Below are 23999 nucleotides of genomic sequence, written 5' to 3' on the forward strand. Positions count from 1 at the left end.
CGGGGGCCCTTCCAGCGGTAGGCTCCGGATTCACAACCTCTGGAGCGGAATCGGGGTGCGGCCGCACGGCCGCTCCCCCCGGATCCGCGGCGCCTCAGCGTGGTTTATCCGCCCACAGCGGGAAGTTCGGCCAGGCGCCGCTGCCAAGCCAGGAGAACGGCGGCGCCTTGGGCCGCCCCTGATCGGTTCCGGGCGCCGGCCCGGGGCCGGACGCAAGGTTCGGGCGATGCTCCGGCGACTGGCCCTCGGCGGCGTCCTCCCGGGCGCCCGGAGCCGTGGCGTGCCGGGCACCGGCCCCGCCGGCAATGGTCATTTGGAATGCGGAGAAATCTGGAAACGTCACGCGATCGTGCAATTTGTTGCCTCCGGATCTCGGGTGGTCCACCCCCTGGACCGGGATCAGTTTATCCATCAAATTTATGAATGGGAAGACCCGGCCCTGGCGGCATCTCCGGCCGCCGTCTTAGAGGGTTTTGATCATTCGGGTGTTGCCGAGGGTGTTGGGCTTCACGCGGGCCAGGTCGAGGAACTCGGCAACGCCCTCATCGTGCGAGCGCAGCAGCTCCGAATACACGACGGGGTCGACGGCGGTCTGGTCGGCCATGACCTCGAAGCCGTGCTTTTTGAAGAAGTCCACTTCGAAGGTCAGGCAGAACACGCGGGAGACCCCCAGCGCCCTGGCGTCCTCCAGCAGGCGCTCAACGAGCACATGGCCCACGCCCTTTCCCCGCCAGGCGTCCGAAGCCGTGAGGGTGCGCACTTCGGCGAGGTCCTCCCACATGACGTGCAGCGCGCCGCAGCCGATCACCTCGCCGTCCGGCGACTCTGCGATCCGGAACTCCTGCAGGCTCTCGTAGTAGGCCACGGTTTCCTTGGCCATCAGGATCCGCTGCTCGGCCAGCGGCGCCACAAGCATCTTGATCGCCCCGACATCGCTCGTGCGGGCAGGGCGGATGCGGATTGTGTCAGTCACAGCCCAATCCTACGGGGACCACAAGCCTTGGTCCTTTGAAAATGGCGCCTGACCCACAACCTCCGATCCGGGCGGCAGCGGGCTAGAGGCCCAGTTCAGCGGGCACGGGCAGATCCTTGTCCAGCAGGTTCCGGGCGAGGAAGTGCTCGACCACGCCGTACCAGACCTTGGCATGCTGCGGCTGCAGAATCCAGTGGTTCTCGTCCGGGAAATAGAGGAACCGGTGCTCCGTCTCGCCGTTCTCGTCGGCGGCGAGCAGGGACCTGGAGAGGAGTTCGTACCAGAGGCGCAGGCCTTCGCCGATCGGGACGCGGTAGTCCTTGTCGCCGTGGACGACGAGCATGGGGGTGCTGATGTTCTCCACGTGAAGGTGCGGGGAGTTCTCCAGCGCCATCTGGGCCGTCATCTCCTTGAGCCAGTATTGCGCTGCGTCCGTCGTGGGGCCGAACTGGTCCAGGGCCCAGAGGCTGGCGTGGGTGACGATCGCCTTGAACCGGTCCGTGTGGCCGGCCACCCAGTTGGCCATGTAGCCGCCGAAGGAACCGCCCATGGCCGCGGTGCGGGTCTCGTCGATGTCCGGCCGCTGCACCACGGCGTCGGTGATGGCCATCAGGTCGGTGAACGGGGCCTTGCCCCACGCGCCCCAGCCGCGCTGGATGTGGCGCTGGCCGTACCCGGTGGAAAGCGCCGGGTCCGGCAGCAGCACGGCGTAGCCCCGCGCCACGAGGAGCCAGGGGTTCCAGCGCCACGTCCAGGCGTTCCAGGAACCCAGCGGACCGCCATGGATCCAGAGCAGCAGGGGCGCCGGGCTGCCGGCCGACGCGCCGTCAGGGAGCGCGAGGTACGCCGGAACGCGGGTGCCGTCTGCCGCCGTCGTCTCCACCCGCTCCAGCGAGCCCGGGTACTGCGGGCGTTCAGCGGGGGCAGGGAGCCTGACAGTGTCACCGCTTGCGAGGTCGATGCGCACCGCTTCCGGCGGGAATTCGTAGGAGCTGCGCAGCGCATAGGCGGTGCGGCCGTCCGGGGCGGCCACGACGTCGGTGTAGGCGGCGGTATCGGCGGTCAGGCGGGTGATCTGGCCGCCGGCGTCGTCCCCGCTTACGCTGATCCGGAAGACCGGCGAGGCCCCGTCCTCATCGGCGGTCACGAGCAGGGCTGATCCGTCCGGAAGCCAGGCGGCGGGACGCGGCCAGCGGTCCCAGCCGTGCGCCAGCGGCGTCAGCATGGCGGAGGCTGCCGTAACTGCCGCGGACGCGGGGCCGGCGACGTCGAGCAGGTGCAGCCTGACCTGCGGTGCCGCGTCGGGCGTGGTGTCGCTCTCGCTGAGCACCACAAGGGTGCGGTTGTCGGGGCTCACCGGCCCGGGGAAGTAGCTCATCCCGTCGGTGTCCAGCAGGACGGTCCGGGTGCCGCTGGCGACGTCAATTGCGACGAGGACGGACCGTGAATCCGCGCGCGCGAGCGGCTTTGCGAAGCTGCTGTAAATGGTCTTGCCGTCCGGGCTGACGACAGACTCTGCATCGCGAAGTCCGGCACCGGCGTCGGGCGTCAGGTTCCGCAGCTGCAGCGGCGGAGCGGCGTCGACGGTGGTGGGCTTGCCCGGATCCCGTTCCTCGCCGGGTTCGACGGCGAAGAGCCTCGGCTGGGCGGGTCCCAGATCGGCGTCCCAGTAGCGCACCGGATAGCCGCTGTGCAGGATGGCGGCGACCTTGTTGTCCTTGCGCGCGGTGCGGCGTTCCTCGTCGTCGTGCTCATCCGTGGACCCTGCCAGCACGGCGGCGCTGACGAAAAGGGCGCCGGTGTCCCTTGCGGCCAGGAGCGCGCTGACTCCACCGGCCCGGGTGAGCACGACGCGGGCCTCGCCGCCGTCCGCGGGCAGCACCCACAGGGCTTTGACCGGATCCGCGTCGGGGGTTTCCGGGTCCGGGCGCGCGGAAGTGAAGTACAGCTCGCCGCTGGCAGCAAACACGGCGCCAGCCTCGCCCTTGGCGCTGCGCGTGATGCGCCGGGCCCGCTTCTGCCCGGCCGGATCGAGTTCCCACAGGGCGGTGCCGTATTCGGTGCCTTTGGCGTTCAGCGTCGCGACGGTGGTGACGAGCCGCCTGCCGTCCGGGCTCAACGCCAGTCCCGCCACCCTAGGAATCGCCAGGTAATGGTCCAGGTCGTGGAACGGTGTCTCGGGTTTTTCGCCCAGGGTCTCTGAATCGGGGGAAGCCATGCACCGATTTAACACCCCCTGTGCGCTGGATCACAGTAATTTCACCGACAGTGAAACACTGCTTTCAGACTGCACCGGGGGCCGACGCAGAAGGCCCCGCCTTCCATTCGGGAAGACGGGGCCTTTGGGCCGATGCCTAGACGCTCGGAGCGATCTCCGGGATGCGCGGCTTCGTGTTGCCTGCGAAGGTGAACTTGGCGTCGTCGCCTTCGCCGTCCACATCCACTACAACAATGTCGCCGGCGTGGATTTCGCCGAAGAGGATCTTCTCAGAGAGCTGGTCCTCGATCTCGCGCTGGATGGTCCGGCGCAGTGGCCGGGCACCCATGGCGGGGTCGTAGCCGCGGGTTGCGAGCAGGATCTTGGCCGCGGGCGTGAGCTCGATGCCCATGTCCTTGTCCTTGAGGCGCTTCTCCAGCCGGCCCACGAACATGTCCACGATCTCGATGATCTCGTCCTGGGTCAGCTGCGGGAAGACCACAACGTCGTCAACACGGTTCAGGAACTCGGGACGGAAGTGCTGCTTGAGCTCCTCCGTGACGCGCGCCCGCATCCGGTTGTAGCCGGTCTGCGTGTCCGTGCCGGACTGGAAACCGGTGGCAACGCTCTTGGAGATGTCCCGGGTGCCGAGGTTGGTGGTCATGATGATCACGGTGTTCTTGAAGTCCACCACGCGGCCCTGGGAGTCGGTCAGTCGGCCGTCTTCCAGGATCTGCAGCAGCGAGTTGAAAAGGTCGGCGTGCGCCTTCTCCACTTCATCGAACAGGACCACGGAGAACGGACGACGGCGGACCTTTTCGGTCAGCTGTCCGCCTTCCTCGTAGCCCACGTAGCCCGGAGGGGCACCGAAGAGACGCGACACCGTGTGCTTCTCCGAGTACTCGGACATGTCCAGGGTGATCAGGGCGTCTTCCTCGCCGAAGAGGAATTCGGCCAGGGCCTTGGCGAGCTCTGTCTTGCCGACGCCGGTGGGGCCGGCGAAGATGAACGAACCGCCCGGACGCTTCGGGTCCTTCAGACCTGCACGGGTGCGGCGGATCGCCTGGGACAGGGACCTGATCGCCTCGTTCTGGCCGACAACGCGCTTGTGCAGCTCGTCTTCCATCTTCAGCAGTCGCGAGGACTCTTCCTCGGTCAGCTTGAAGACCGGGATGCCGGTGGAATTCGCCAGAACTTCGGCGATCAGGTCCTCATCAACTTCGGAGATGTCGTCCATGCCGCCGGTCTTCCACTGGCGTTCCTTCTCGGCACGCTCGGCAATAAGCTTCTGCTCCTTGTCGCGCAGCGAGGCGGCACCTTCGAAGTCCTGCGCGTCTATCGCAGATTCCTTCTCCAGCTTCATGGCGGCGATCTTCTCGTCCATGATCTTGAGCTCCGGTGGGGCCGTCATCCGGCGGATGCGCAGCCGTGCGCCGGCTTCATCGATCAGGTCGATCGCCTTGTCCGGCAGGAAGCGGTCCGAGATGTAGCGCTCGGAAAGGCTCGCTGCCGAGGCCAGGGCGCCGTCGGTGATGGTGACACGGTGGTGCGCCTCGTACCGGTCGCGAAGGCCCTTGAGGATCTCGATCGCGTGAGCGACAGAGGGCTCTTTGACCTGGATCGGCTGGAAACGGCGCTCCAGCGCGGCGTCCTTCTCGATGTGCTTGCGGTACTCGTCCAGCGTGGTGGCACCGATGGTCTGGAGCTCGCCGCGGGCCAGCATGGGCTTCAGGATCGAGGCCGCATCAATGGCTCCCTCGGCGGCACCGGCACCCACCAGGGTGTGGATCTCGTCGATGAAGAGGATGATGTCGCCGCGGGTGCGGATTTCCTTGAGGACCTTCTTGAGGCGCTCTTCGAAGTCACCGCGGTAGCGTGAACCGGCCACGAGGGACCCGAGGTCCAGCGTGTACAGCTGCTTGTCCTTGATGGTCTCCGGGACGTCGCCGCGGACAATCGCCTGGGCGAGGCCTTCGACGACGGCGGTCTTGCCGACGCCGGGCTCACCGATCAGCACGGGGTTGTTCTTGGTGCGGCGCGACAGGACCTGCATCACGCGTTCCATTTCGGATTCACGCCCGATGACGGGGTCCAGTTTGTTCTCGCGCGCAGCCTGGGTCAGGTTGCGGCCGAACTGGTCCAGGACGACGGAACCGGCCGGGGTGCCTTCGGCCTGGCCCGGGCCAACACCGGCCCCAGTGGTTTCCTTGCCCTGGTAGCCCGAGAGCAGCTGGATGACCTGCTGGCGGACGCGGTTGAGGTCCGCACCGAGCTTGACCAGCACCTGGGCGGCAACACCTTCACCCTCGCGGATGAGGCCGAGCAGGATGTGCTCCGTGCCGATGTAGTTATGTCCCAGCTGCAGGGCCTCGCGGAGCGAGAGTTCCAAGACCTTTTTCGCGCGGGGGGTGAAGGGGATGTGTCCGGACGGGGCCTGCTGGCCCTGGCCGATGATCTCCTGTACCTGCTCGCGGACGCCGTCGAGCGAAATGCTCAAGGACTCAAGGGCTTTGGCAGCAACACCTTCACCTTCATGGATCAGACCCAAGAGGATGTGTTCGGTACCAATGTAATTGTGGTTCAGCATGCGTGCCTCTTCTTGGGCAAGCACAACTACGCGACGGGCACGGTCCGTAAATCGCTCAAACATTTCGCCACACTCCTAGCTACGACGTACTTTGATGCTACGTGGCCGGGTTGAAGATTTGGGGCTTGTTCGCCACAGGGGAAACCGGGACGCCGCCGCCGGGTCACATCGGGACGCACCCGCGGGCCCGCCGGACCTCCGGCAGGTCGGCCGGCCTGGCCCGCAGCAGCGGCCGCCGGCCCGACGGCGGGTGCCGATCCGGATCAGGGCCGGTCCGGCCGCAGGGCCGGCCCGGATCAGGGCCCAACCCAGGCGTCCGGCCGGCTGGCGCCCCTGACACGATGGGGACCTGCCAGCGTCCGACCCCACCCACGACAAAGCCCCCGACCAAAGCGGGGGCAAAGTCATCGATATTTGCGCGGCGGCGCTGTGTCCAGGACGCGGGATTTTGCCTTGACGGCTAGGAATTCGCCTTTTGGTAGGCTTCCTGAATTTCAGCCTGGATGCGTCCGCGACTGTTTACCGCATAGCCGTTATCGCGGGCCCATTGCCGGATCTGGGCGGAGTCCTGGTTCCGGCCGGAGGCAATCTTGGTTCGCGTAGCGCGGCCGCCTGAGGTCTTGCGTGCGTGGGTTACAAACCGCTCAACGGCAGAGCGCAGTTGAGCAGCGTTTTCCGATGACAGGTCAATTTCGTAGCCGACGCCGTCGAGGCCGAACCGGACGGTCTCCTCCGCGGATCCGCCATCTAGATCATCAACCAGGATGATCTTTACTTTCTGTGCCATTAAAGACTCTCTTTCCAAAAGGGTGAGTATTTAGGAAAAGCAGGATCTATCTGCTTAAAAGTATCCTCCGCTTTATGGCAACGAGTCAAAGTGATAAGGACTTTCCGAAGGAAAACCCAAGGTCGAATAGCCCGCTATTAGTGCGGGTCGCTGGAATGGCCGTCGTTGCGGAGCGTATCGGGCGCCTGGGCATTTTCGTCAGCTTCCGCCTGGGCACGCGCTTCGGCCTGGCGTTCGGATTTGTCGGCATTGAAAATCGATTTCATCGCGAACCAGAAAATCAAGCCCACAACCACGGAGGGAAGCAATACGGCGACGTACTCCACGGTCAGTGTCCCTCGGGCTTCAGCAGCGGGAACAATATGGTCTCGCGGATGCCGGCACCGGTGAAGAGCATAACGAGCCGGTCGATGCCCAGACCGATGCCGCCCATCGGCGGGGCACCGTACTCCAGGGCCCGCAGGAAGTCCTCATCCAGCTGCATGGCCTCCACGTCGCCGGCGGCGGAGCGGCGGGACTGCTCGGTGAGCCGTTCGCGCTGGACCACCGGGTCAATGAGTTCGGAGAACGCCGTGCCGCGCTCCATGCCTCCAATGATGAGATCCCATGCTTCGATCAGCCGGTCGTCCTCGCGGTGCTGGCGGGCCAGCGGCTGGGCGGAGGGCGGGTAGTCGTAAACGAAGGTCGGGTTCAGCAGCGTCGGTTCGACGAGTTCGCCGAAGAGTTCCACCACGAGCTTTTCGGCATCCCAGTTGGCGTCGACCTTGACCTCATGCTTGGCGGCGAGCGCCAGCAGTTCCGACGCCGGGGTCTCCGGGGTGATTTCCCGGCCCACGGTTTCGGAGAGTCCCGGGTAGACCGCCATCCAGGCCCAGTCGCCGTCAAGGTTGATCTCCCCGGCCTCGGTCTGCAGGACGCGGCCCACTCCGGCGGCGTCGGCGGCGTCGAGGATGAGTTCCTTGATCCGGTCCGCCATGACGAACTGGTCGGCCCAGGCCTCGTAGCTTTCCAGGGTGGTGAATTCCGGGCTGTGCGTGGAGTCGACGCCTTCATTGCGGAAGACGCGGCCCATGTCGTAGACCCGGTCGATCCCGCCGACAACGGTTCGTTTGAGGTACAGCTCGGTGGCGATGCGCAGTGTCATCTTCTGGTCGAACGCGTTCATGTGTGTCTCGAACGGACGGGCCGTGGCGCCGCCGTGGACCAGCTGCAGCATCGGGGTTTCCACCTCGACGTAACCCTGGCGGTGCAGGGTCTCGCGGATGGAGCGGGTGATCGCGGCCCGGGTGTAGACCATTTCGCGGGCTTCGTCGCGGACAATGAGGTCCACGTAGCGCTGGCGGACCCGGGTCTCCTCGTTGAGCTCGGCGTGCAGCACCGGCAGCGGGCGCAGGGCCTTGGACGCCATCGACCAGGACTCGGCCATAACGGAGAGCTCTCCGCGTCGCGAGGAGATGACCTCGCCCTTGATGAAGACGTGGTCGCCCAGATCCACGAGGGCCTTCCAGTCCGCGAGCGCTTCCTCGCCGATGTTGGCCAGGCTCAGCATGACCTGCAGGCGGACGGCCTTGCCGTCCACGCCGCCCTCCTGGAGCGTGGCGAAGCAGAGCTTGCCGGTGTTGCGGATGAAAACGATGCGCCCGGTCACACCGACGACGTCGCCGGTGGTTTCGTCGGCCTGGAGGTGCGCGTACTTCTCCCGGATCTCACCCAGTGAATGGGTGCGCTCAACACCGACCGGATACGCCTCGACGCCGCGCTCGATCAGCTTGGCGCGCTTCTCCATGCGGATGCGCGTCTGCTCGCTGGCTTCATGGGAATCGGCGGCGGTATTCGGGGCGGAGGTGTTTTGGGAAGTCACAATCCCCAAGTTTACCGGGGATTCCACCCAGGCCGGTCCCTCCCAGCCAGGGGCGGTTGCGGAATAGCTGGGCCGCGGAGCGCCGCACCTTTACAATCGGCGGGCAACCCTTCGAAAGGACCCCCTTGGCCAAGCTCTACTTCCGCTACGGCGCAATGAACTCCGGCAAGTCAACGGGGCTGCTGCAGGCCGCCTTCAACTACGAGGAGCGCGGCCAGCGGGTCCTGCTGGCCAAACCGGACGTCGACACCAAGGGCGACGCCGACGTCGTGTCGCGCCTGGGCATGACCCGGTCGGCGGACTTCCTGATCCCGGCCGGGGCGTCCGCCCGCGGGCTGTTCACCGCCCAGGCCCACGGGGATGACCCCGACGCCCTGCTGGAGCACGTGGACACCCAGCCGGTGGCCTGCCTGCTGGTGGACGAGGCGCAGTTCCTCGAACCGGCCCAGGTGGACGACCTGTTCCGGATCGCCGTCCTGGACAACGTTCCGGTGCTGGCCTACGGCATCCGCACGGACTTCCGCACCCGGGCGTTCCCGGGATCGCTGCGGCTCCTGGAAATCGCGCACACCCTCGAGGAACTCAAGACCATCTGCCGATGCGGCCGCAAGGCCATCTTCAACACCCGCCGGGTCGGAGACCAGGTGGTCTTCGACGGCGACCAGGTCGCGATCGACGGCCAGGACGTCTGGTACGAGTCGCTGTGCGGCTCCTGCTACCTCGAGGTCTCCGGCGGGCGGCTGGGCGGCTAGGTGGATTGCCCACGACGGTTGGTGACGCGGCGGGCCCCCTGACGACCCGGCGCCCCGGAACCCTACTGCGCCGTAGCTGCAGCCTCGGCTAGGCTCTGACCATGACCCGCGAGAATATCAGAACCCCCGACGGCGGAACGATCGAGCTTTTCAGTACGGGTGCCGAACTGTCCTCGGCAGGCTCGGGCGTCGTCGTCGTCGCGGCCTCAATGGTGACTGCCGTCGACTACACCCGCTTCGCCCAGAAGCTCAGCGCGGCCCTGGGGCACCCGGTGCACACCTTTAACCGGCGCGGCCGCGGCTCCTCGTCGCCCCAGCCGGAGGACTACACCCTCGACGTGGACATCAAAGACCTCGACGCGGTGATGAAGCACACCTCCAGCACGGACGTTTTCGGGCACAGCTTCGGCGGCGCGGTGGCGCTGCACGCCGCCCGCACCCTGCCGGTGGAGCGTCTCGCCGTGTACGACCCGGCCGTTTCGGTGAACCACAGCGTCACCGCGGACTGGACCGCCGAATATGAAAAGGCGACGGCGGCCGGCGACGACGACCGCGCCCTCGCCGTGCTGCTCCGGGGCCTCGAGACCGGCAGTGCCCTGTCCCGGATGCCGCTGTCGATGCTGACGCTGGCGAACAAGCTGGCCGCCGGCACCCCGCTCGGCAAGCAGATGCGGGATCTGATGAAGACGGGGGTCCGGGAGATCAAGGCCATCATCGCCGCCGATATGCCGGCCGAGCCGTTCCTGGAGCTGCCGCTGGAGACGCTGATCATTGTCGGCGAGAAGAGCCCGGCGTACTTCGGTGTGGCCTGCGCCCAGATCCACGATGTCCTCTCCGGCTCCAGCTACACGATCCTGCCGGGCATGGGCCACGACGGCGTCAACAAGGCACCGGACAAGCTCATCTCCGAACTCAGCGAGTTCTTCGCCAGCTAACAACCACGCCGCACCACAGCAACGCGGGGTCACTTACCGCCCATCCGAGGCCTCGGGATGGGCGGTAAGTGACCCCGCGTTGGTTCAAGCGGGTTAGTGGGGGGCAGGGGCGGGGTGGTCCGCCGCGGCGGTCCTGCGCATCAGCGCGGACAGGACGACGGCGGCGACGGCGATGGCCGACGCCGTGAGGAACGCCGCGTGCATTCCCGCGACCATTCCACCGCCGGCGGACACCACCGCGTAGATCGAGACGAGCAGCGCCGTTCCGGCGGCACCGGCCACCTGCTGCAGGGTACTCATGATGGCCGAGCCGTGGGAATACAGGTGCGGCGGCAGCGGGTTCAATCCGGTGGTGTACGCCGGCGTGAAAATCAGGGCCAGCCCCAGGCTGAGGCCCACGTGCAGCGCGATGATCCACCCGACCGGGGTGCCGGCGTCGAGCAGGGAGAACTGGAACAGTGCCCCCACGAGCAGGGACGAGCCGGTGACAGCGAGCGGCAGCGGGCCGACCTTGTCGAAAAGCCGCCCGATAAACGGGCCCAGCAGGCCCATCGCAAGGCCTCCGGGCAGCAGGGTCAGCCCGGTTTCCAGCGATGTCAGCCCACGGACCTCCTGCAGGTACAGGGGCAGGAGGATCACGGAGCCGAACAGGGCGATCATGGCCACGACGAGCAGCAGCACGGACACCGTGAACATCCGGAAGGTGAATGCCCGCAGGTCCAGCAGGGGCGCCTCGGACTTCTGCAGCCGCAGCTGGCGGAGAACAAACGCCACCATGGCAATGGCGCCCACGGCCAGGGCGACGACGGCGGGCGAGCCGGGGCCGGACTCGCCGCCGCCGATCTGGCTCAGCCCGTAGACGATCCCGCCGAATGCGGGAACGGTCAGCAGCACGGACGGGACGTCCAGCGGGGTCTTTTCCTTTTCGCCGATGTTGGTCAGGAACCGCGCGCCGATGGCGAACGCGGCCAGCGCGATCGGCAGGACGAAGACGAACATAAAGCGCCAGGAGAAGTGCTCGAGGATTAGGCCGGACACCGTGGGGCCCATGGCCGGCGCCACCGAGATGGCGATGCTCACGTTTCCCATGACGAAGCCGCGGCGTGACACGGGGACCAGCGTGAGGATGGTGGTCATCAGCAGGGGCAGCATGATGGCCGTGCCCGCGGCCTGGACGATCCGCGCGAGCAGGAGGATTTCAAATCCGGGGGCCAGCGCCGCGAGCAGCGTGCCGCCGGAGAACAGGCCCATGGCCAGCATAAAAGCAGCGCGGGTGGACAGCCGCTGCAAGATGAAGCCGGTCGTGGGGATCACGATGGCCATCGTGAGCATAAAACCGGTCGACAGCCACTGCACGGTGGGGGCGGTGACGCCAAGATCCGCCATCAGGCGCTGCAGCGCGACGTTCATGATGGTTTCGTTCAGGATCACCACGAAGGTGGCCACCAGCAGGGTGGCGATGACGGTGACCGATTCCCGGGACATCTTTGCCGGCGGGGCGGCGGCCTCCGCGGCGGCCTTGGCCTGCGCGGGATCGCCGGCGGGCTTTGAAGAGACGTCAGTAGACATAGGGGATTCCCTCAGGGAGTTTCGAAGTGGGGTCGGCGAGCGTCGTCGCTACATCAGGTGCCAACCGGCGACCCGACGCGGTAATTCCCGGCGCTGCAGATAATGTCCTGCGCCCCGAAATCCAACGCGGGGTCAGATACGGTCCATGGACGGCCTCGGCATGGGCCGTATCTGACCCCGCGTTGTTTCTATGGTGGGGGGTTCGGCCTAGGAATCCAGCGGGACGTTGTCGATCAGCCGGACCGGGCCTACCGTGGCCGCGATGATTGCCAGGGCCTCGCCGCTGAACGGGGTGTCCCGGCAGTTCTCGGCCAGCGGGTCCAGGGTGCGGGGATCCACCACCTCGAAGTAGTCCAGGTGCACGAGAGGCTGGGACTCCACGAGGGCCCGGGCGGACTCTAGGTCCAGGGGCTGGCGGGCGTTGGCCCGCTCCTCGACCAGCCGCAGCGCGCGCGAGAGAACCAGCGCCGCCTCGCGTTCCTCGGCGGAGAGGAAGCGGTTGCGGCTGGACAGCGCGAGGCCGTCCGCGGAGCGCACGATCGGCACGGGAACGATCTCCACCGGGAAGTTCAGGTCCGCCACCATGCGCCGGACCAGGGCCAGCTGCTGGGCATCCTTCTGGCCGAAGTACGCCCGGTAGGCCGGCAGCTCCGGCCCCGCGGCCGCGCCGGGCGTCCCGTAGTGGAGCAGCTTGGCCACCACGGTCAGGGCGCCGTCGAAGTGCCCGGGTCGGGATGCGCCCTCCCACTTCTCGGCCACCGGGCCCGCGCTGATCCGGACGCGGGGTGCCCCGCCGGGGTAGACCTCGTCCACGTCCGGAGCGAACACCAGGTCCACGCCCACCGCATCCAGCAGCGCCAGGTCCGCCTCCAGGGTCCGGGGGTAGCGTTCCAGGTCCACGGCCTCGCCAAACTGCAGCGGGTTCACGAAGATGCTCACCACCACCACGTCGTTCTGTGCGACGGCGGTGCGCGCCAGCTCGGCGTGCCCCTCGTGCAGGGCGCCCATGGTGGGCACCAGGCCCTGCGAGGAGCCGCCCCTCTCCTGGAGCAGGCGGGCGCTTTCGGTCCGGAGCCGGGCAGCCGTGGTCACGAGTTGGATCGCCAAGTTGGGGACCTTCCTTAGGTTTGCGGGCCGTCGAGGTCCGGGCCCTCGAGCGCCTGCGTGATGTCGCCGAGTTGCTCCGGCTTCAGCAGTCCCCGGCGTCCTGCCCGGCGGGCGGTCGCCCGGGCCATGGCCAGGTACGCCTCCAGAATATCGCCGTCCGAGCCGCCGTCGTGCTCCCGCAGGGCCTCGGCGTGCGCGGCAACGGTGCCCACGTCGCCGCGGGCCACCGGCCCGGTGAGAGCCGACTCGCCCGAGGCGAGCGCGTTCTCCAGGGTCGCCCGCAGCAGCGGTCCCAGCATGCGTTCGGGGGCCTCGACGCCGACCTCCCGGAGCAGCTGCGAGGCCTGCGCCACCAGGGTGACGAGGTGGTTTGAGCCGTGCGCGAGGGCCGCGTGGTAGAGCGTGCGGTCGGCCTCGGCGATCGCGACGGGTTCCGCGCCCATCTCCACCACGAGGGCCTGGGCAATGGGCAGCATCGCGGCGTCCGCCGTGACGCCGAAGGTGCAGTCCAGCAGCCGGGTCAGGTCCAGGCTCATCCCGGTGAAGGTCATCGCGGGGTGCATCGCCAGCGGGATGGCGCCGGCGGCGCGGACAGGATGCAGGATCCCAACGCCGAAGCGGCCGGAGGTGTGGGCGACGAGCTGGCCCGGCTGCCAGGCGCCGAGCTTCGCCAGGCCCTCGATGAGCGGGCCGAGGGCGTCGTCGGGGACGGCCAGGAGCACGAGTTCGGCGCGCTCGACGATGTCCTGCACGTCCAGCACCGGGACACCCGGAAGCAGGGTCTCCGCTCGTTCGCGGCTGGCGTCCGAGACCGCGGAGACGCCGATGATGGCGTGTTCCGCGCCGCGCAGCGCCGCCCCCAGAACGGCGCCGACCTTGCCGGCGCCAATGATTCCGATGCCGAGTCGTCCTGGTTTAGCCATGCTGCCGGTCTTCCTGACTGTTGGGTTCTTCGGTGTGGGAGGGCCCAGCCACGAGCGGGCGGACCTGGTCCAGCCAGTGCTCGCTGGTCTGGCGTTTGCGCGCGGCCCGCGCCCGGGCCGCCTGCGCATCCAGCAGTGCGCGGCCCTCGTCAAGGCCGGTCTGGATCAGCCGCGGGGTCACCGGCCCGGCGGTGGTGTGCAGCACCAGGTCAGCCACCCGGAAGCGCCGGGCCAGGGGGCCCTGCTCCAGCGCCAATGACTGGGTGCGCTGGTGCGGGACCACCACGAGGTGCCGCCACCAGCGGCCCGAGCGGATCAGCAGGGCCGTGTCGGTGGCGGTGAAGCCGTTGCGTCGCCAGCCCAGTGGAGCCAGCAGCCGGGCACGCCGCGGGGTGGTGACGAAACCTCCGTCGTTGGTCCCGGAACCGGCCGCCCCGGCAGGAACGCCCGCCGGGCTTTTCGCGGACACGGCGGGGGCCCGGCCGTCGACGCCGGCGGTGAAGATCCGCACCGGGTCCGGGGTGCCCGGGTCGGGCAGGACCAGGGAGAGCATGGTGAGCACGTCGGGGAAGGTCCCCACCGGCAGGAGCGTGGTCCGGGATGAGGCCTCGCCGTTGCTTCCCGCGGCGCCGTAGCCGGCCACATTGACCTGGATCCGGTACCAGCCCAGGACCCGCCACAGCGGCGGCTGGCTGACCCGCAGGGCCTGGATCCGCCCAGGCGGCAGGGTCTGCGCCTGGGTGTCCAGCAGCCCGTAGCGCAGCCGGATGCCGTCCGGGGAAACGGCCGCGGTGAAGTTGTATCCCCTGTTGATGGAGTTCCAGTAGGCGGCCACCATGCCCAGCACGGCCGGGATCAGGACCAAATAGAGGCTTCGGTTCTCGGTGACGGCGGAGAGCACCACGGAGGCCAGACCGCCGACGACGACGACCACGCTCTGCTCGCTCAGCACCAGGGACCCGATGAGGCGCCCGGGCGGGACGGTGAGCACGACGTGTTCGGGGGCCTCCGCTGCCACGGCCCCGGGCCGCGCGGCATCCGGCACCACGCCGGCGGCGCGGGCCAGGATCGTGGCCCGGAGCTGCCGCGCCTCGTCCATGCGGAGGTAGGCGAGCCGGACCGCCGACTCCCCGGCGTCCGCGACTTCGAATTTGAGCTCCGCCAGCCCGAAGATCCGGGCGAGCAGCGGCTGCACGATGTCGATCGCCTGGACCCGGTCCAGCCGGGCCTGCCGCTGCTGTTTGAAGAGGAAGCCGGTGTTGATCCGGACATAGCCTCCCGCCACCTGGTAGCGGGTGAAGTACCAGCTCAGGACGTAGCCCAGCCCGGTGAGCAGCAGCAGCACGCCGCCGCCGAGCAGCAGCCACGGTGCCCGGCCTGCGAGCTGCTCATCGACGAGGGGGCCGCCCTGGAGCATCCGCTCGAAGGTGTCCCGGAAGAAGAAGAAGGCAATGGCGGCCAGCGCCACCCAGCCGCGCACGAACGGTGAGGCCGGGTGCACGCGCAGCCACGCGCCGTCGGGGGTTCCCGCGTCGGCGCCGGCGGACGCCTCCGGGGCCGCGTCCGGCTTCACTGGGTTCCCCTAACGGAGGGCCTCACAGCGGGCCCGTCACAGACCGGCCAGCCGGGCTTCACCACGGGCGGAGAGCTGCTCGCGGAGCCGTGCGCCCTCCGCGGCGGGCAGGCCCGGGATTTCCGCGTTGGTGCCGGCGGAGGCGGTGTGCAGTTTCAGCGTGCACAGGCCCAGGCCGCGTTCCACCGGTCCGGCGCCGATGTCCACGTACTGCATCCGGCCGTAGGGGACCACGAGGGTGCGCTGGAAGAAGATGCCGCGGCGGATGAGCAGGTCATCCTCACGCTCGGCATAGCCGATGGCACGCACCTGGCGGGGAATGAGCAGGAGCCGCCACAGGGCCAGTACCAGCATCACGGTTGGGAGCGCGACAGCCAGCCAGAGCGGGAAGTTCTCCCACCAGCCGTTGAGCACCAGGACCAGGGGAACGAACAGCAGTCCGACGACGACGAGGTTGGCCAGCGCCCAGCTGGCGAGCCGCACCGTGACGTACTTTGGCGAGACGCGCAGCCACGTGATGCCCGGGGGGTCAATCGCCTCGGTACGCATATTCGCCTTCCGATTTGGGTTTGCGCTGGCCCTGGAGTCCCGGGGCCGTTTCGCCGTCCCCGCTCTCGGGCGGTATCCGGCAGAACCGTTCCACCATCAGGCCGACCCCGATCATGGCCAGGCCGCCGCCGGCCATGGCCAGGGCCTGCCAGGCGATGCTCTGGTCACTGCGCAGGTTCCAGAGGCGCAGCTGGTCAAGGAAGATCCCGGCATGCCAGCCCAGCAGCACGCTCCCGGTGTAGGCACAGGCCTGGGCGAGGACGAGGGTCAAGGCGGCCAGGATCGGGTTGAGCATTTTCTTCTTTTTGCCGTTCCGCCAGCGGAGCACCCGGATGCCCAGCACGAGGGTGAGCACCATGATCACGCCCATCGTGATGAGTCCGGTGAGGGGCAGCACGGGGGTGCTCAGCCCGTAGCGGGTGCTCAGCAGGGCGGCCAGCCAGCCCAGGATTCCCACGGCCACGCTGATCGCCAGCAGCACCAGGGGGCTGGTCAGCTTCATCATTCGACCACTCCGGCCACGCCGTGGAGGTTTTCGAAGCCGTCGAAGGGCACGAGGTCGGCGAAGTCGGCGGCCCGGGCGGCGAGTTCGCCGACGCGTTCGCCGTCGAGCTCGGCGCCGGGGTCGATGAGCGACCACGGGTAGAGCACGAACGCCCGCTGGGCCGCGCGCGGGTGGGGCAGGGTCAGCTCGGGATCGGAACTGGCCAGTTCCCCGTATGTGATGATGTCGACGTCGAGGGTGCGCGGGCCCCAGTGCACGCCGCGGACGCGGAGGTGTTTCTGTTCCACCGCGTGGCAGTGCTGCAGCAGCTCTAGGGGCGCCAGCGTGGTCTCCACGGCGATCACCATGTTGAGGAAGTCCGGCTGGCCGGCCGGCCCGCCCACGGCTTTGGTCTGCACGATCGGCGAGATGGCCAGGAGGCGGACCTCGGGCGGATCGACGATGTCCGCAACGGCCGACGAGAGGGTGTCGCTGCGCGCCCCCAGGTTGCTGCCGAGCGCAAGCACGGCGCGGGTGTACTTCATGGCTGTTCCTGCCGGCTCCGCCGGACGCTGACGGACACGTCGCCGAATTCGACTTCGATCGGGGCCTTGGGTTTGTGCACGGTGATGTCCACGGCGGCGACGGGGAACTTTCCCAGCACGTCCTCGGCGATCCGCACGGCCAGCGCCTCGATCAGGTTCAGCGGCTCCCCCGTGATCCAGCCCCGGATGCATTCGGCCACTTCACCGTAGTGCGCGGTGTCGAGCACGTCGTCGGAGGCGGCGGCGGCGCTGAAGTCCAGGTGCAGTACGGCATCGACGACGAACGGCTGGCCGTTGCGCCGCTCGAAGTCCAACACTCCGTGGTGGCCGACGGCGGTGACGCCGCTCAGCGTGATCTGGTCCATGGTGGCCTGCCGGCTCAGTTGTCGCCGGCGGCGGGCGGCGCAGCTGGCGCATGCGCCGGGGTCATGCGGGCGGCGACCTTGACGGCGTCGAGGCTGGGACCGACGTCGTGCACGCGGACCGCCCAGGCGCCCCGGTGGGCGCTGATGGCGGTGACGGCGGCGGTGGCGGCGTCGCGTTCGGCCGGCGGGGCGGCCTTGCCGGCCACGGTCAGGAGGCTGCCCAGGAACCGCTTGCGGGAGGCTGCTACGAGCACCCTGTGGCCCAGGGCCTGCAGGACGTCGAGGCGGCAGAGCAGTTCCCAGTTCTGCTCCTCGTTCTTGGCGAAGCCCAGACCCGGGTCCAGGATGATCTGTTCCGGGGCGACGCCGGCCGCGTAAAGCTTGTCGCGGACGCCGGCGAGCTCCGCGGCCACGTCTTCCGCGACGTTGCCATACTCGGTCAGGGAGTCCATGGTGCTGGCGTTGCCGCGGCGGTGCGTGAGGATGTAGGGGGCTTTGCTGCGGGCCACCAGTTCGGCCATCCCGGGCTCTATGGTCAGCCCGGAGACGTCATTGATGATGGCGGCGCCGGCGTCCAGCGCCGCTGCGGCGGTGGCGGCGTGCGTGGTGTCAATGCTGACGAGGGCCCCGGCCTTCACCAGCGCCTGGATCACGGGCAGGACCCGGCGCTGTTCCTCCTCGACGCCGACGCCGACCGCTCCCGGGCGGGTGGATTCCCCGCCGACGTCGATGATGTCGGCACCGCCGTAGAACATCCGCAGGCCGGCGGCGATGGCGGTGTCCGCGGCGGCGTGCTTGCCGCCGTCGCTGAAGGAGTCCGGGGTGACGTTCAGGATCCCCATCACGAGCGTCCGGTCCGTAGGGAGGTTCCCGAATTTGGCGGCCGGGCGGGGCTTGCGCAGGACGGGCAGGGGCGAAGTCGCCGGTCCGGTTCCGGGGGCTGCGGCTAGGGAATCCATGGTCTGCGTTCTTACCTTCCGATGATGAGGCTCATGGCCTCGGCACGGGTGGCCGGGTCATGGAGCTGCCCGCGTACGGCGCTGGTGACGGTCTTTGCGCCGGGCTTGCGGATACCGCGCATGGACATGCAGAGGTGTTCGCATTCGACGACGACGATGGCGCCGCGGGGCTTGAGATGGGTGACGAGGGCTTCGACGATCTGGGTGGTGAGGCGTTCCTGGACCTGGGGGCGGCGGGCGAACATGTCCACGAGCCGGGCAAGTTTGCTCAGGCCGGTGACTTTCCCGTCGTGCGAGGGAATGTAGCCCACGTGGGCGACCCCGTGGAACGGAACGAGGTGGTGCTCGCAGGTCGAGTAGAACGGAATGTCCTTGACCAGGACGAGTTCCTCGTGGTCCAGGTCGAATTGGGTGGCCAGGATTTCAGCCGGATCGTGGTGGAGTCCGGCGAAAATCTCGGTGTAGGCCTTCGCGACCCGCCTAGGGGTGTCCAGCAGTCCGCTGCGGTCCGGGTCCTCGCCGATGGCCAGCAGGATCTCACGGACAGCCGCCTGGATGCGGGGCTGGTCCACGACGGTGCCGGGGACCGGCGCTCCCGCCGCCAGGGGATCGGTGGCGGGAGCGTCGTCGTCGTCATTGAAGAAAGAAGTCACGAAAGAAGCCTAGCCGGGATGGCCGTCGGGCCCGAGGTCCGTTACACCGCCTTTAAACGGCTCCTGTCCGGAGACACCCTGGGCGTGCGGCGGGAACGTGTCCAGCGGTTCCTCGAGGCGGGCATTCTTGGCTTCTTCCTGCGCTTCGCGTTCGGCCTTCTCGCGGCGGGATTCCACCGGGCCGATCTCCTGGATCGGGCGGGTCTCCTTGGAGAGCCAGATCTCGCGGAAATCACGTTTCCGGATGTTCGTGAAGACCTGGGCGATTTCGGCCTGATTCAGTGTTTCGCGTTCCAGCAGCTCGAGCGCCAGCTCGTCCAGGACGTCGCGGTTCTCAACCAGGATGGCATAGGCCTCGTCGTGGGCGCCCTCGATCAGGCGGCGCACTTCCTCGTCGACGATGTAGGCGATCTGGTCGGAGTAGTTGCGCTCGTGGCCGGCGTCGCGGCCCAGGAAGGGCTCGCCGCCGCCCTGGCCGAGGCGCACTGCGCCGACGCGTTCGCTCATGCCGAACTCGGTGACCATCTTGCGGGCGATCCCGGTGGCCTTCTCGATGTCGTTGGACGCGCCCGTGGACGGGTCGTGGAAGACGAGCTCCTCCGCGACACGGCCGCCCATGGCGTAGGCCATCTGGTCGAGCAGTTCGTTGCGCGTGATGGAGTACTTGTCGTTCTCCGGAACCACCATGGTGTAGCCCAGGGCGCGGCCGCGGGGCAGGATGGTGATCTTCGTGACCGGGGCCGAGTTCCGCAGCGCCGCGGCTACGAGGGCGTGGCCGCCTTCGTGGTAAGCGGTGACTTTGCGTTCGTGTTCCTTCATGACGCGGCTGCGCTTCTGCGGGCCGGCCATCACGCGGTCAATGGCCTCGTCGAGGGCGCGGTCGTCGATCAGGTTCGCGTTGGAGCGGGCGGTCAGCAGGGCGGCCTCATTGAGGACGTTGGCCAGGTCCGCGCCGGTGTAGCCGGGGGTCTTCTTGGCCACGGCCTTCAGGTCGACGCCGGGAGCCATCGGCTTGCCCTTAGCGTGGACCTTCAGGATCTGGTCGCGGCCGATCAGGTCGGGGGCCTCGACGGAGATCTGCCGGTCGAAACGGCCCGGGCGCAGCAGGGCCGGGTCCAGCACGTCCGGGCGGTTGGTGGCGGCGATCAGGATGACGTTGGTCTTGACGTCGAAGCCGTCCATTTCAACCAGCAGCTGGTTGAGGGTCTGCTCGCGTTCGTCATTGCCGCCGCCGATGCCGGCACCGCGGTGGCGGCCGACGGCGTCGATCTCGTCCACGAAGATGATGGCGGGGGCGTTCTGCTTGGCCTGCTCGAACAGGTCGCGGACGCGGGAGGCGCCGACGCCGACGAACATTTCCACGAAGTCGGAACCGGAGATAGAGAAGAACGGGACACCGGCTTCGCCGGCGACGGCCCGGGCCAGCAGGGTCTTACCCGTGCCGGGAGGGCCGTAGAGCAGCACGCCCTTGGGGATCTTGGCCCCCACGGCCTGGAACTTCGCCGGTTCCTGCAGGAATTCCTTGATTTCTTCGAGTTCCTCGACGGCTTCGTCGGCTCCGGCGACGTCGCTGAAGGTGACCTGGGGCATGTCCTTGTTGACCAGCTTGGCCTTGGACTTGCCGAACTGCATGACCTTGGAGCCGCCGCCCTGCATGCGGGAGAGCAGGAACCAGAAGAGGACACCAAGCAGGAGGACCGGGATCAGGAGGGAGAACAGTCCGGCGAACCAGTTGTTCTCGACCGGCTGGTCGGTGTAGCCGCTCGGCGGGCGGGAGTCCGTGACGGCTTTGACGACATCGTCCGCGCGGGCGTTGACATAGTAGAACTGGATGTTCTTGCCCTTGTCCTGGCCGTCAACCTGCAAGTTTTCCTTCAGGACCAGGTCCACACGGTTTTCCGCGTCGAAGATCTTTGCCTGTTCAACCTTGCCGCCTTTGTCGGTCAGCAGCGCGAGGCCCTTGTCCGTGTCGACACGGGCTGACCCGGCCGGGGACAGGGTGGCAAAGGCCAGCAGGAGCATGCCAACAACAACGACAATCCAGATGCCCGGGCCCTTGAAGAAACTCTTAGCTTTCATCTGTTCGGGGCAGGCCCCGTCCCTCCTGGTAGTGCTGCACGGCGACCGTTCTGCGCGCGTGTGGTGCTGCGTCAGTGTCTAGCTATACACCGTCGCCTTAGCTCACGCACGGTGAAGTCCAAAAGTTCCCTGAGGGCGTAGCGGGGCCGCGCGGGACCGGCCCCCTGCCGGGCCCGCGCCGGGGTCCTGTCCTGCCGGACGCAGCGGCCGCGGGCTACTCGTAGACGTGCGGTGCCAGGGTGCCGACGAAGTCCAGGTTGCGGTACTTCTCGGCGTAGTCCAGGCCGTAGCCGACTACGAACTCGTTGGGGATGTCATAGCCGACGTACTTGACGTCGATCTGGACCTTCGCCGCCGTGGGCTTGCGGAACGCGGTGCAGATTTCCACCGAGGCCGTGCCGCGGGATTCCAGGTTGGTCTTGAGCCAGGACAGGGTCAGGCCGGAGTCGATGATGTCCTCGACGATCAGGACATCCTTGCCCATCAGGTCCGTGTCCAGGTCCTTGAGGATGCGGACCACGCCGGAGGACTGCGTGCCGGACCCGTAGGACGACACGGCCATCCAGTCCATGGAAACGTGGCTGTGAAGGGCACGGGCGAGGTCGGCCATGACCATCACGGCGCCCTTGAGGACGCCGACGATCAACAGGTCGCGGCCCTCGTAGTCCTTGTCGATCTGGGCAGCGAGTTCGGTGATCCGTGTCTGGATCTGCTCCCTGGAGTACAGAACGTGCTTGAGATCTGCCTGGACGTCGTTTGAATCCACCAATAACTCCTGTGTAGATGCGGGGGCAACTATATTTTGGGCGGTTTTTGAGGCCGGAATACAAGCTTCCCACAGCGGGCCGCCTCGCGGGGAACACCTCCGGGGCCGGACTGCCCTTCGGCCAGGAGCTCGGCGAGCGAGAGCCGGTAGACACTGACGCCGCCGGGGAGCTCCACAGGACCCGCCGATCCCTGCCGGCGGAGCAGGGCTTCCGCGGCGAGCAGCCGCTGGTAACTGGGCTGCTGGCCCCCGACGGCGGCCGCGGCTTTCGCGATAACCCGGAACCTTACGGCCGGTGCCAGCTCCCGCAGGGCTTCCTCCGGCAGGCTGATGGTGCCGGCGGACTGTTCCCGCAGCCGGACAAAGGTGTCCTTGGCCACGTCCTCGAGGTAATCGGCGTCCAGCTGCAGGATCGCGGCAGTCCGCGCGAGCGATTCGGCCACCCCCGGCCCCAGCTTCTCCTCGAGCAGCGGCAGCACCTCCACCCGGGTCCGGGACCTCGCAAACGCCGGATCCGCGTTGCTGGGATCATGCCAGGGGTCAAGGCCCTCGACCTCGCAGATCTCGAGGGTATCCGCGCGGCGCAGTCCCAGGAAAGGCCGCAGCAGGCGGCCGCGGGCGGGCCGCATGCCCGCCAGGGAACGGGTTCCGGAGCCGCGGGCCAGCCCCAGCAGCACCTGTTCGGCCTGGTCATCGAGGGTGTGTCCGAGCAGGATGGCCTGGGCGCCGGTGCCGTCGGCGGCGGCTTCCAGGGCGGCGTGCCGGGCATCCCGGGCAGCCGCCTCCGGCCCCATCCCGGTGGATTCAACCTCGACGGTCCTGACCTGCACGGGCGAGAGCCCCAGTTCCCGCAGCGTCACGGCGGTGGCGGCGGCGACCTCGGCGGATCCGGGCTGCAGCTGGTGGTCCACGACGGCGGCGCCCACGGAGACGGGGTGGCCGTCGACGTGCCCGCGGCGGGCGAAGTGGGCGGCGACGGCGGCGAGGGCCAGCGAGTCGGGTCCGCCGCTGCAGGCGACCAGGATCCGTTCCGGGTAGCCCGCTCCGGCCAGCGTTTCCTGCAGCAGCTTCCGCGCCGTGCCGACGACGGGCGCCAGCCGGCCGGGCCGGCGTCGTCCGCTGGGAAGGTCTCCGCCGGGAAGTTCTCCACTGGAAACGGGACGGGATGTCACGGGACCTAGTGCCCCATCCGCTCGAGCCAGAGCCGGGAATTGTGGATTTCGGCCTCGGTCGGCAGGTGGTCAGCGGACTCCCAGACCCGGTTGAGGCCCTCCATTCCGGCCACGTCCACGACTTCGCGGACAAACTTGGAGCCGTCGCTGTATTGGCGCATCTTGGCGTCCAGTCCGAGCAGGCTGCGGATGAATTTTTCGATCACGCCGCGGTCCTGGGCCCGGGAGTTGAAGCGCTGCCGGATGGTCTTCACGGAGGGCACAATGCTGGAGTCGACGGCGTCCATCACCACGTTGGCGTGGCCTTCGAGCAGGCTCATGAGGGCGGTCAGGCGCGAGATCGCGGCCTTTTCCTCGGGGTTCTGCAGCAGGTCGAGGATGGCGCCCCGGCTGGGGGCGGACGCGCTGCGGTCCTTGAGCGATTTTGCGGCAGCCGAGGCCCGCTCCATCAGGGAGTCGACGTTGCCGAGCAGCTGCCCGCTGAGGCTGTCGATCTCCTCCAGCATGTGGTGCCGCAGCCAGGGTGCCGCGGCGAACTGCACCCGATGGGTCTGTTCGTGGAGACAGACCCAGAGCCGGAAGTCTTCGGGTTCAACGTTGATTTCACGCTCGACCGAGATGATGTTCGGCGCCACGAGGAGCAGGCGGCCGCCGGCGGGGGCGGTGGAGTTCTCTGCGAGCGCGGAGAAGGGGTCGTACTGGCCCAGGACCTTGCTGGAGAGGAAGGCGAGGATGGCGCCGAGCTGGCTGCCGGTGATGGCACCGCTGACGCTGGCCGTGCCCGGGTTGATGGTGCCGCTGCGGCTCTCGAGCATCTTTTCCATCGCGGGCTGGAGCATCACGGCGAAGCTCTGGGTGTTGGCCTTGGACCAGGAGGCGCGGTCCACCACCAGGACTGAGGAATCGCGCAGGTCGCGGGCGGCCTCCAGGCCGGTGATGTCATGGACGTGGGGCACGGAGATGTCCGCCATCAGCCGCAGGTTGTCGACGGCGGCGCCGATCTCCGCCGATCCCAGCACCGGACCGGCGGGCGCCAGGCGGGCGGCGGTGGAGGCGGCTAGCTCCCAGTTGATCAGGGCTTGGGCTTGGGCTGATGTCTCGCGGGCAGAGGGCTCCATAGGCTCCATCAGACCACAGCGGGCTGACATGCGCCTTAAATTCGG

Annotated in this window: 23 protein-coding genes; 2 read left to right on the plus strand and 21 right to left on the minus strand. The window is 68.0% G+C overall.

Translation table 11 applies throughout. The features are described 5' to 3' along the window. Positions 1–94: 94 nt before the first annotated feature. From ACZYZ3_RS08130 to lysS, 7 genes are all read right to left on the minus strand, one after another. Positions 95–343, minus strand: a complete 249-nt coding sequence (locus tag ACZYZ3_RS08130) for a hypothetical protein (protein ID WP_463963317.1) — start codon at positions 341–343, stop codon at positions 95–97. Positions 344–463: 120 nt separating this feature from the next. Beyond that, complete coding sequence (locus tag ACZYZ3_RS08135; protein ID WP_463963318.1) at positions 464–973, minus strand: amino-acid N-acetyltransferase; 510 nt, start codon at positions 971–973, stop codon at positions 464–466. An 82-nt stretch (positions 974–1055) separates the two neighbouring features. After that, positions 1056–3191 carry a S9 family peptidase gene (locus ACZYZ3_RS08140; RefSeq protein WP_463963319.1) on the minus strand — a complete coding sequence of 712 codons (2136 nt, stop codon included), beginning with the start codon at positions 3189–3191 and terminating at the stop codon, positions 1056–1058. Between the two features lie 136 nt (positions 3192–3327). Beyond that, positions 3328–5820, minus strand: coding sequence for an ATP-dependent Clp protease ATP-binding subunit (locus ACZYZ3_RS08145; protein ID WP_463963320.1), 2493 nt, complete (start codon positions 5818–5820; stop codon positions 3328–3330). Positions 5821–6217: 397 nt separating this feature from the next. After that, positions 6218–6544, minus strand: a complete 327-nt coding sequence (locus ACZYZ3_RS08150) for a histone-like nucleoid-structuring protein Lsr2 (RefSeq protein ID WP_463963321.1) — start codon at positions 6542–6544, stop codon at positions 6218–6220. 137 nt (positions 6545–6681) lie between these two features. After that, positions 6682–6870, minus strand: coding sequence for a hypothetical protein (locus tag ACZYZ3_RS08155; protein ID WP_463963322.1), 189 nt, complete (start codon positions 6868–6870; stop codon positions 6682–6684). 2 nt (positions 6871–6872) lie between these two features. Continuing rightward, on the minus strand, positions 6873–8405 hold the full coding sequence (lysS, locus tag ACZYZ3_RS08160) for a lysine--tRNA ligase (RefSeq protein ID WP_463963323.1): 1533 nt from the start codon (positions 8403–8405) through the stop codon (positions 6873–6875). Positions 8406–8530: 125 nt separating this feature from the next. Here lysS and ACZYZ3_RS08165 point away from each other — a divergent pair, with 125 nt between their 5' ends. Further along, entirely contained in the window at positions 8531–9157 is a 627-nt protein-coding gene (locus ACZYZ3_RS08165) for a thymidine kinase (protein WP_463963324.1), read from the plus strand. Between the two features lie 101 nt (positions 9158–9258). Continuing rightward, positions 9259–10092 (plus strand): alpha/beta fold hydrolase, encoded by an 834-nt coding sequence (locus ACZYZ3_RS08170; protein WP_463963325.1) that lies wholly within the window; start codon positions 9259–9261, stop codon positions 10090–10092. 93 nt (positions 10093–10185) lie between these two features. On the opposite strand, the gene ACZYZ3_RS08175 is transcribed toward ACZYZ3_RS08170, so the two are convergent. The 14 genes from ACZYZ3_RS08175 to ACZYZ3_RS08240 form a co-directional block, all read right to left on the minus strand. Continuing rightward, on the minus strand, positions 10186–11661 hold the full coding sequence (locus ACZYZ3_RS08175) for a DHA2 family efflux MFS transporter permease subunit (protein ID WP_463963326.1): 1476 nt from the start codon (positions 11659–11661) through the stop codon (positions 10186–10188). Positions 11662–11868: 207 nt separating this feature from the next. Continuing rightward, on the minus strand, positions 11869–12768 hold the full coding sequence (panC, locus tag ACZYZ3_RS08180) for a pantoate--beta-alanine ligase (protein ID WP_463963327.1): 900 nt from the start codon (positions 12766–12768) through the stop codon (positions 11869–11871). Positions 12769–12782: 14 nt separating this feature from the next. Next, complete coding sequence (locus tag ACZYZ3_RS08185) at positions 12783–13691, minus strand: Rossmann-like and DUF2520 domain-containing protein (protein ID WP_463963328.1); 909 nt, start codon at positions 13689–13691, stop codon at positions 12783–12785. After that, positions 13684–15264, minus strand: coding sequence for a PH domain-containing protein (locus ACZYZ3_RS08190; RefSeq protein ID WP_463963329.1), 1581 nt, complete (start codon positions 15262–15264; stop codon positions 13684–13686). The genes ACZYZ3_RS08185 and ACZYZ3_RS08190 overlap by 8 nt, the downstream gene beginning before the upstream one ends. A 36-nt stretch (positions 15265–15300) precedes the next feature. After that, entirely contained in the window at positions 15301–15813 is a 513-nt protein-coding gene (locus ACZYZ3_RS08195; RefSeq protein WP_463963330.1) for a PH domain-containing protein, read from the minus strand. After that, complete coding sequence (locus ACZYZ3_RS08200; protein WP_463963419.1) at positions 15794–16315, minus strand: DUF3180 domain-containing protein; 522 nt, start codon at positions 16313–16315, stop codon at positions 15794–15796. The genes ACZYZ3_RS08195 and ACZYZ3_RS08200 overlap by 20 nt, the downstream gene beginning before the upstream one ends. Then, entirely contained in the window at positions 16315–16842 is a 528-nt protein-coding gene (gene folK / locus ACZYZ3_RS08205) for a 2-amino-4-hydroxy-6-hydroxymethyldihydropteridine diphosphokinase (protein WP_463963331.1), read from the minus strand. Before folK ends, ACZYZ3_RS08200 begins: the two co-directional genes overlap by 1 nt. Next, positions 16839–17207 (minus strand): dihydroneopterin aldolase, encoded by a 369-nt coding sequence (gene folB, locus ACZYZ3_RS08210; RefSeq protein WP_463963332.1) that lies wholly within the window; start codon positions 17205–17207, stop codon positions 16839–16841. Before folB ends, folK begins: the two co-directional genes overlap by 4 nt. Positions 17208–17221: 14 nt before the next feature. Continuing rightward, entirely contained in the window at positions 17222–18166 is a 945-nt protein-coding gene (gene folP, locus ACZYZ3_RS08215; protein WP_463963333.1) for a dihydropteroate synthase, read from the minus strand. A gap of 11 nt (positions 18167–18177) precedes the next feature. After that, the gene (gene folE, locus ACZYZ3_RS08220) at positions 18178–18819 is read right to left on the minus strand and encodes a GTP cyclohydrolase I FolE (RefSeq protein ID WP_463963334.1); all 642 of its coding nucleotides are present in this window, start codon (positions 18817–18819) and stop codon (positions 18178–18180) included. Positions 18820–18828: 9 nt separating this feature from the next. Then, the gene (ftsH, locus tag ACZYZ3_RS08225; RefSeq protein ID WP_463963335.1) at positions 18829–20898 is read right to left on the minus strand and encodes an ATP-dependent zinc metalloprotease FtsH; all 2070 of its coding nucleotides are present in this window, start codon (positions 20896–20898) and stop codon (positions 18829–18831) included. Positions 20899–21112: 214 nt separating this feature from the next. After that, on the minus strand, positions 21113–21664 hold the full coding sequence (gene hpt / locus ACZYZ3_RS08230) for a hypoxanthine phosphoribosyltransferase (protein WP_282378583.1): 552 nt from the start codon (positions 21662–21664) through the stop codon (positions 21113–21115). Positions 21665–21693: 29 nt separating this feature from the next. Next, entirely contained in the window at positions 21694–22731 is a 1038-nt protein-coding gene (gene tilS, locus ACZYZ3_RS08235; protein WP_463963420.1) for a tRNA lysidine(34) synthetase TilS, read from the minus strand. 110 nt (positions 22732–22841) lie between these two features. Then, entirely contained in the window at positions 22842–23954 is a 1113-nt protein-coding gene (locus ACZYZ3_RS08240; protein ID WP_463963336.1) for a zinc-dependent metalloprotease, read from the minus strand. Between the last annotated feature and the right edge of the window lie 45 nt (positions 23955–23999).

The sequence above is a fragment of the Pseudarthrobacter linnaei genome (genome assembly GCF_055412825.1).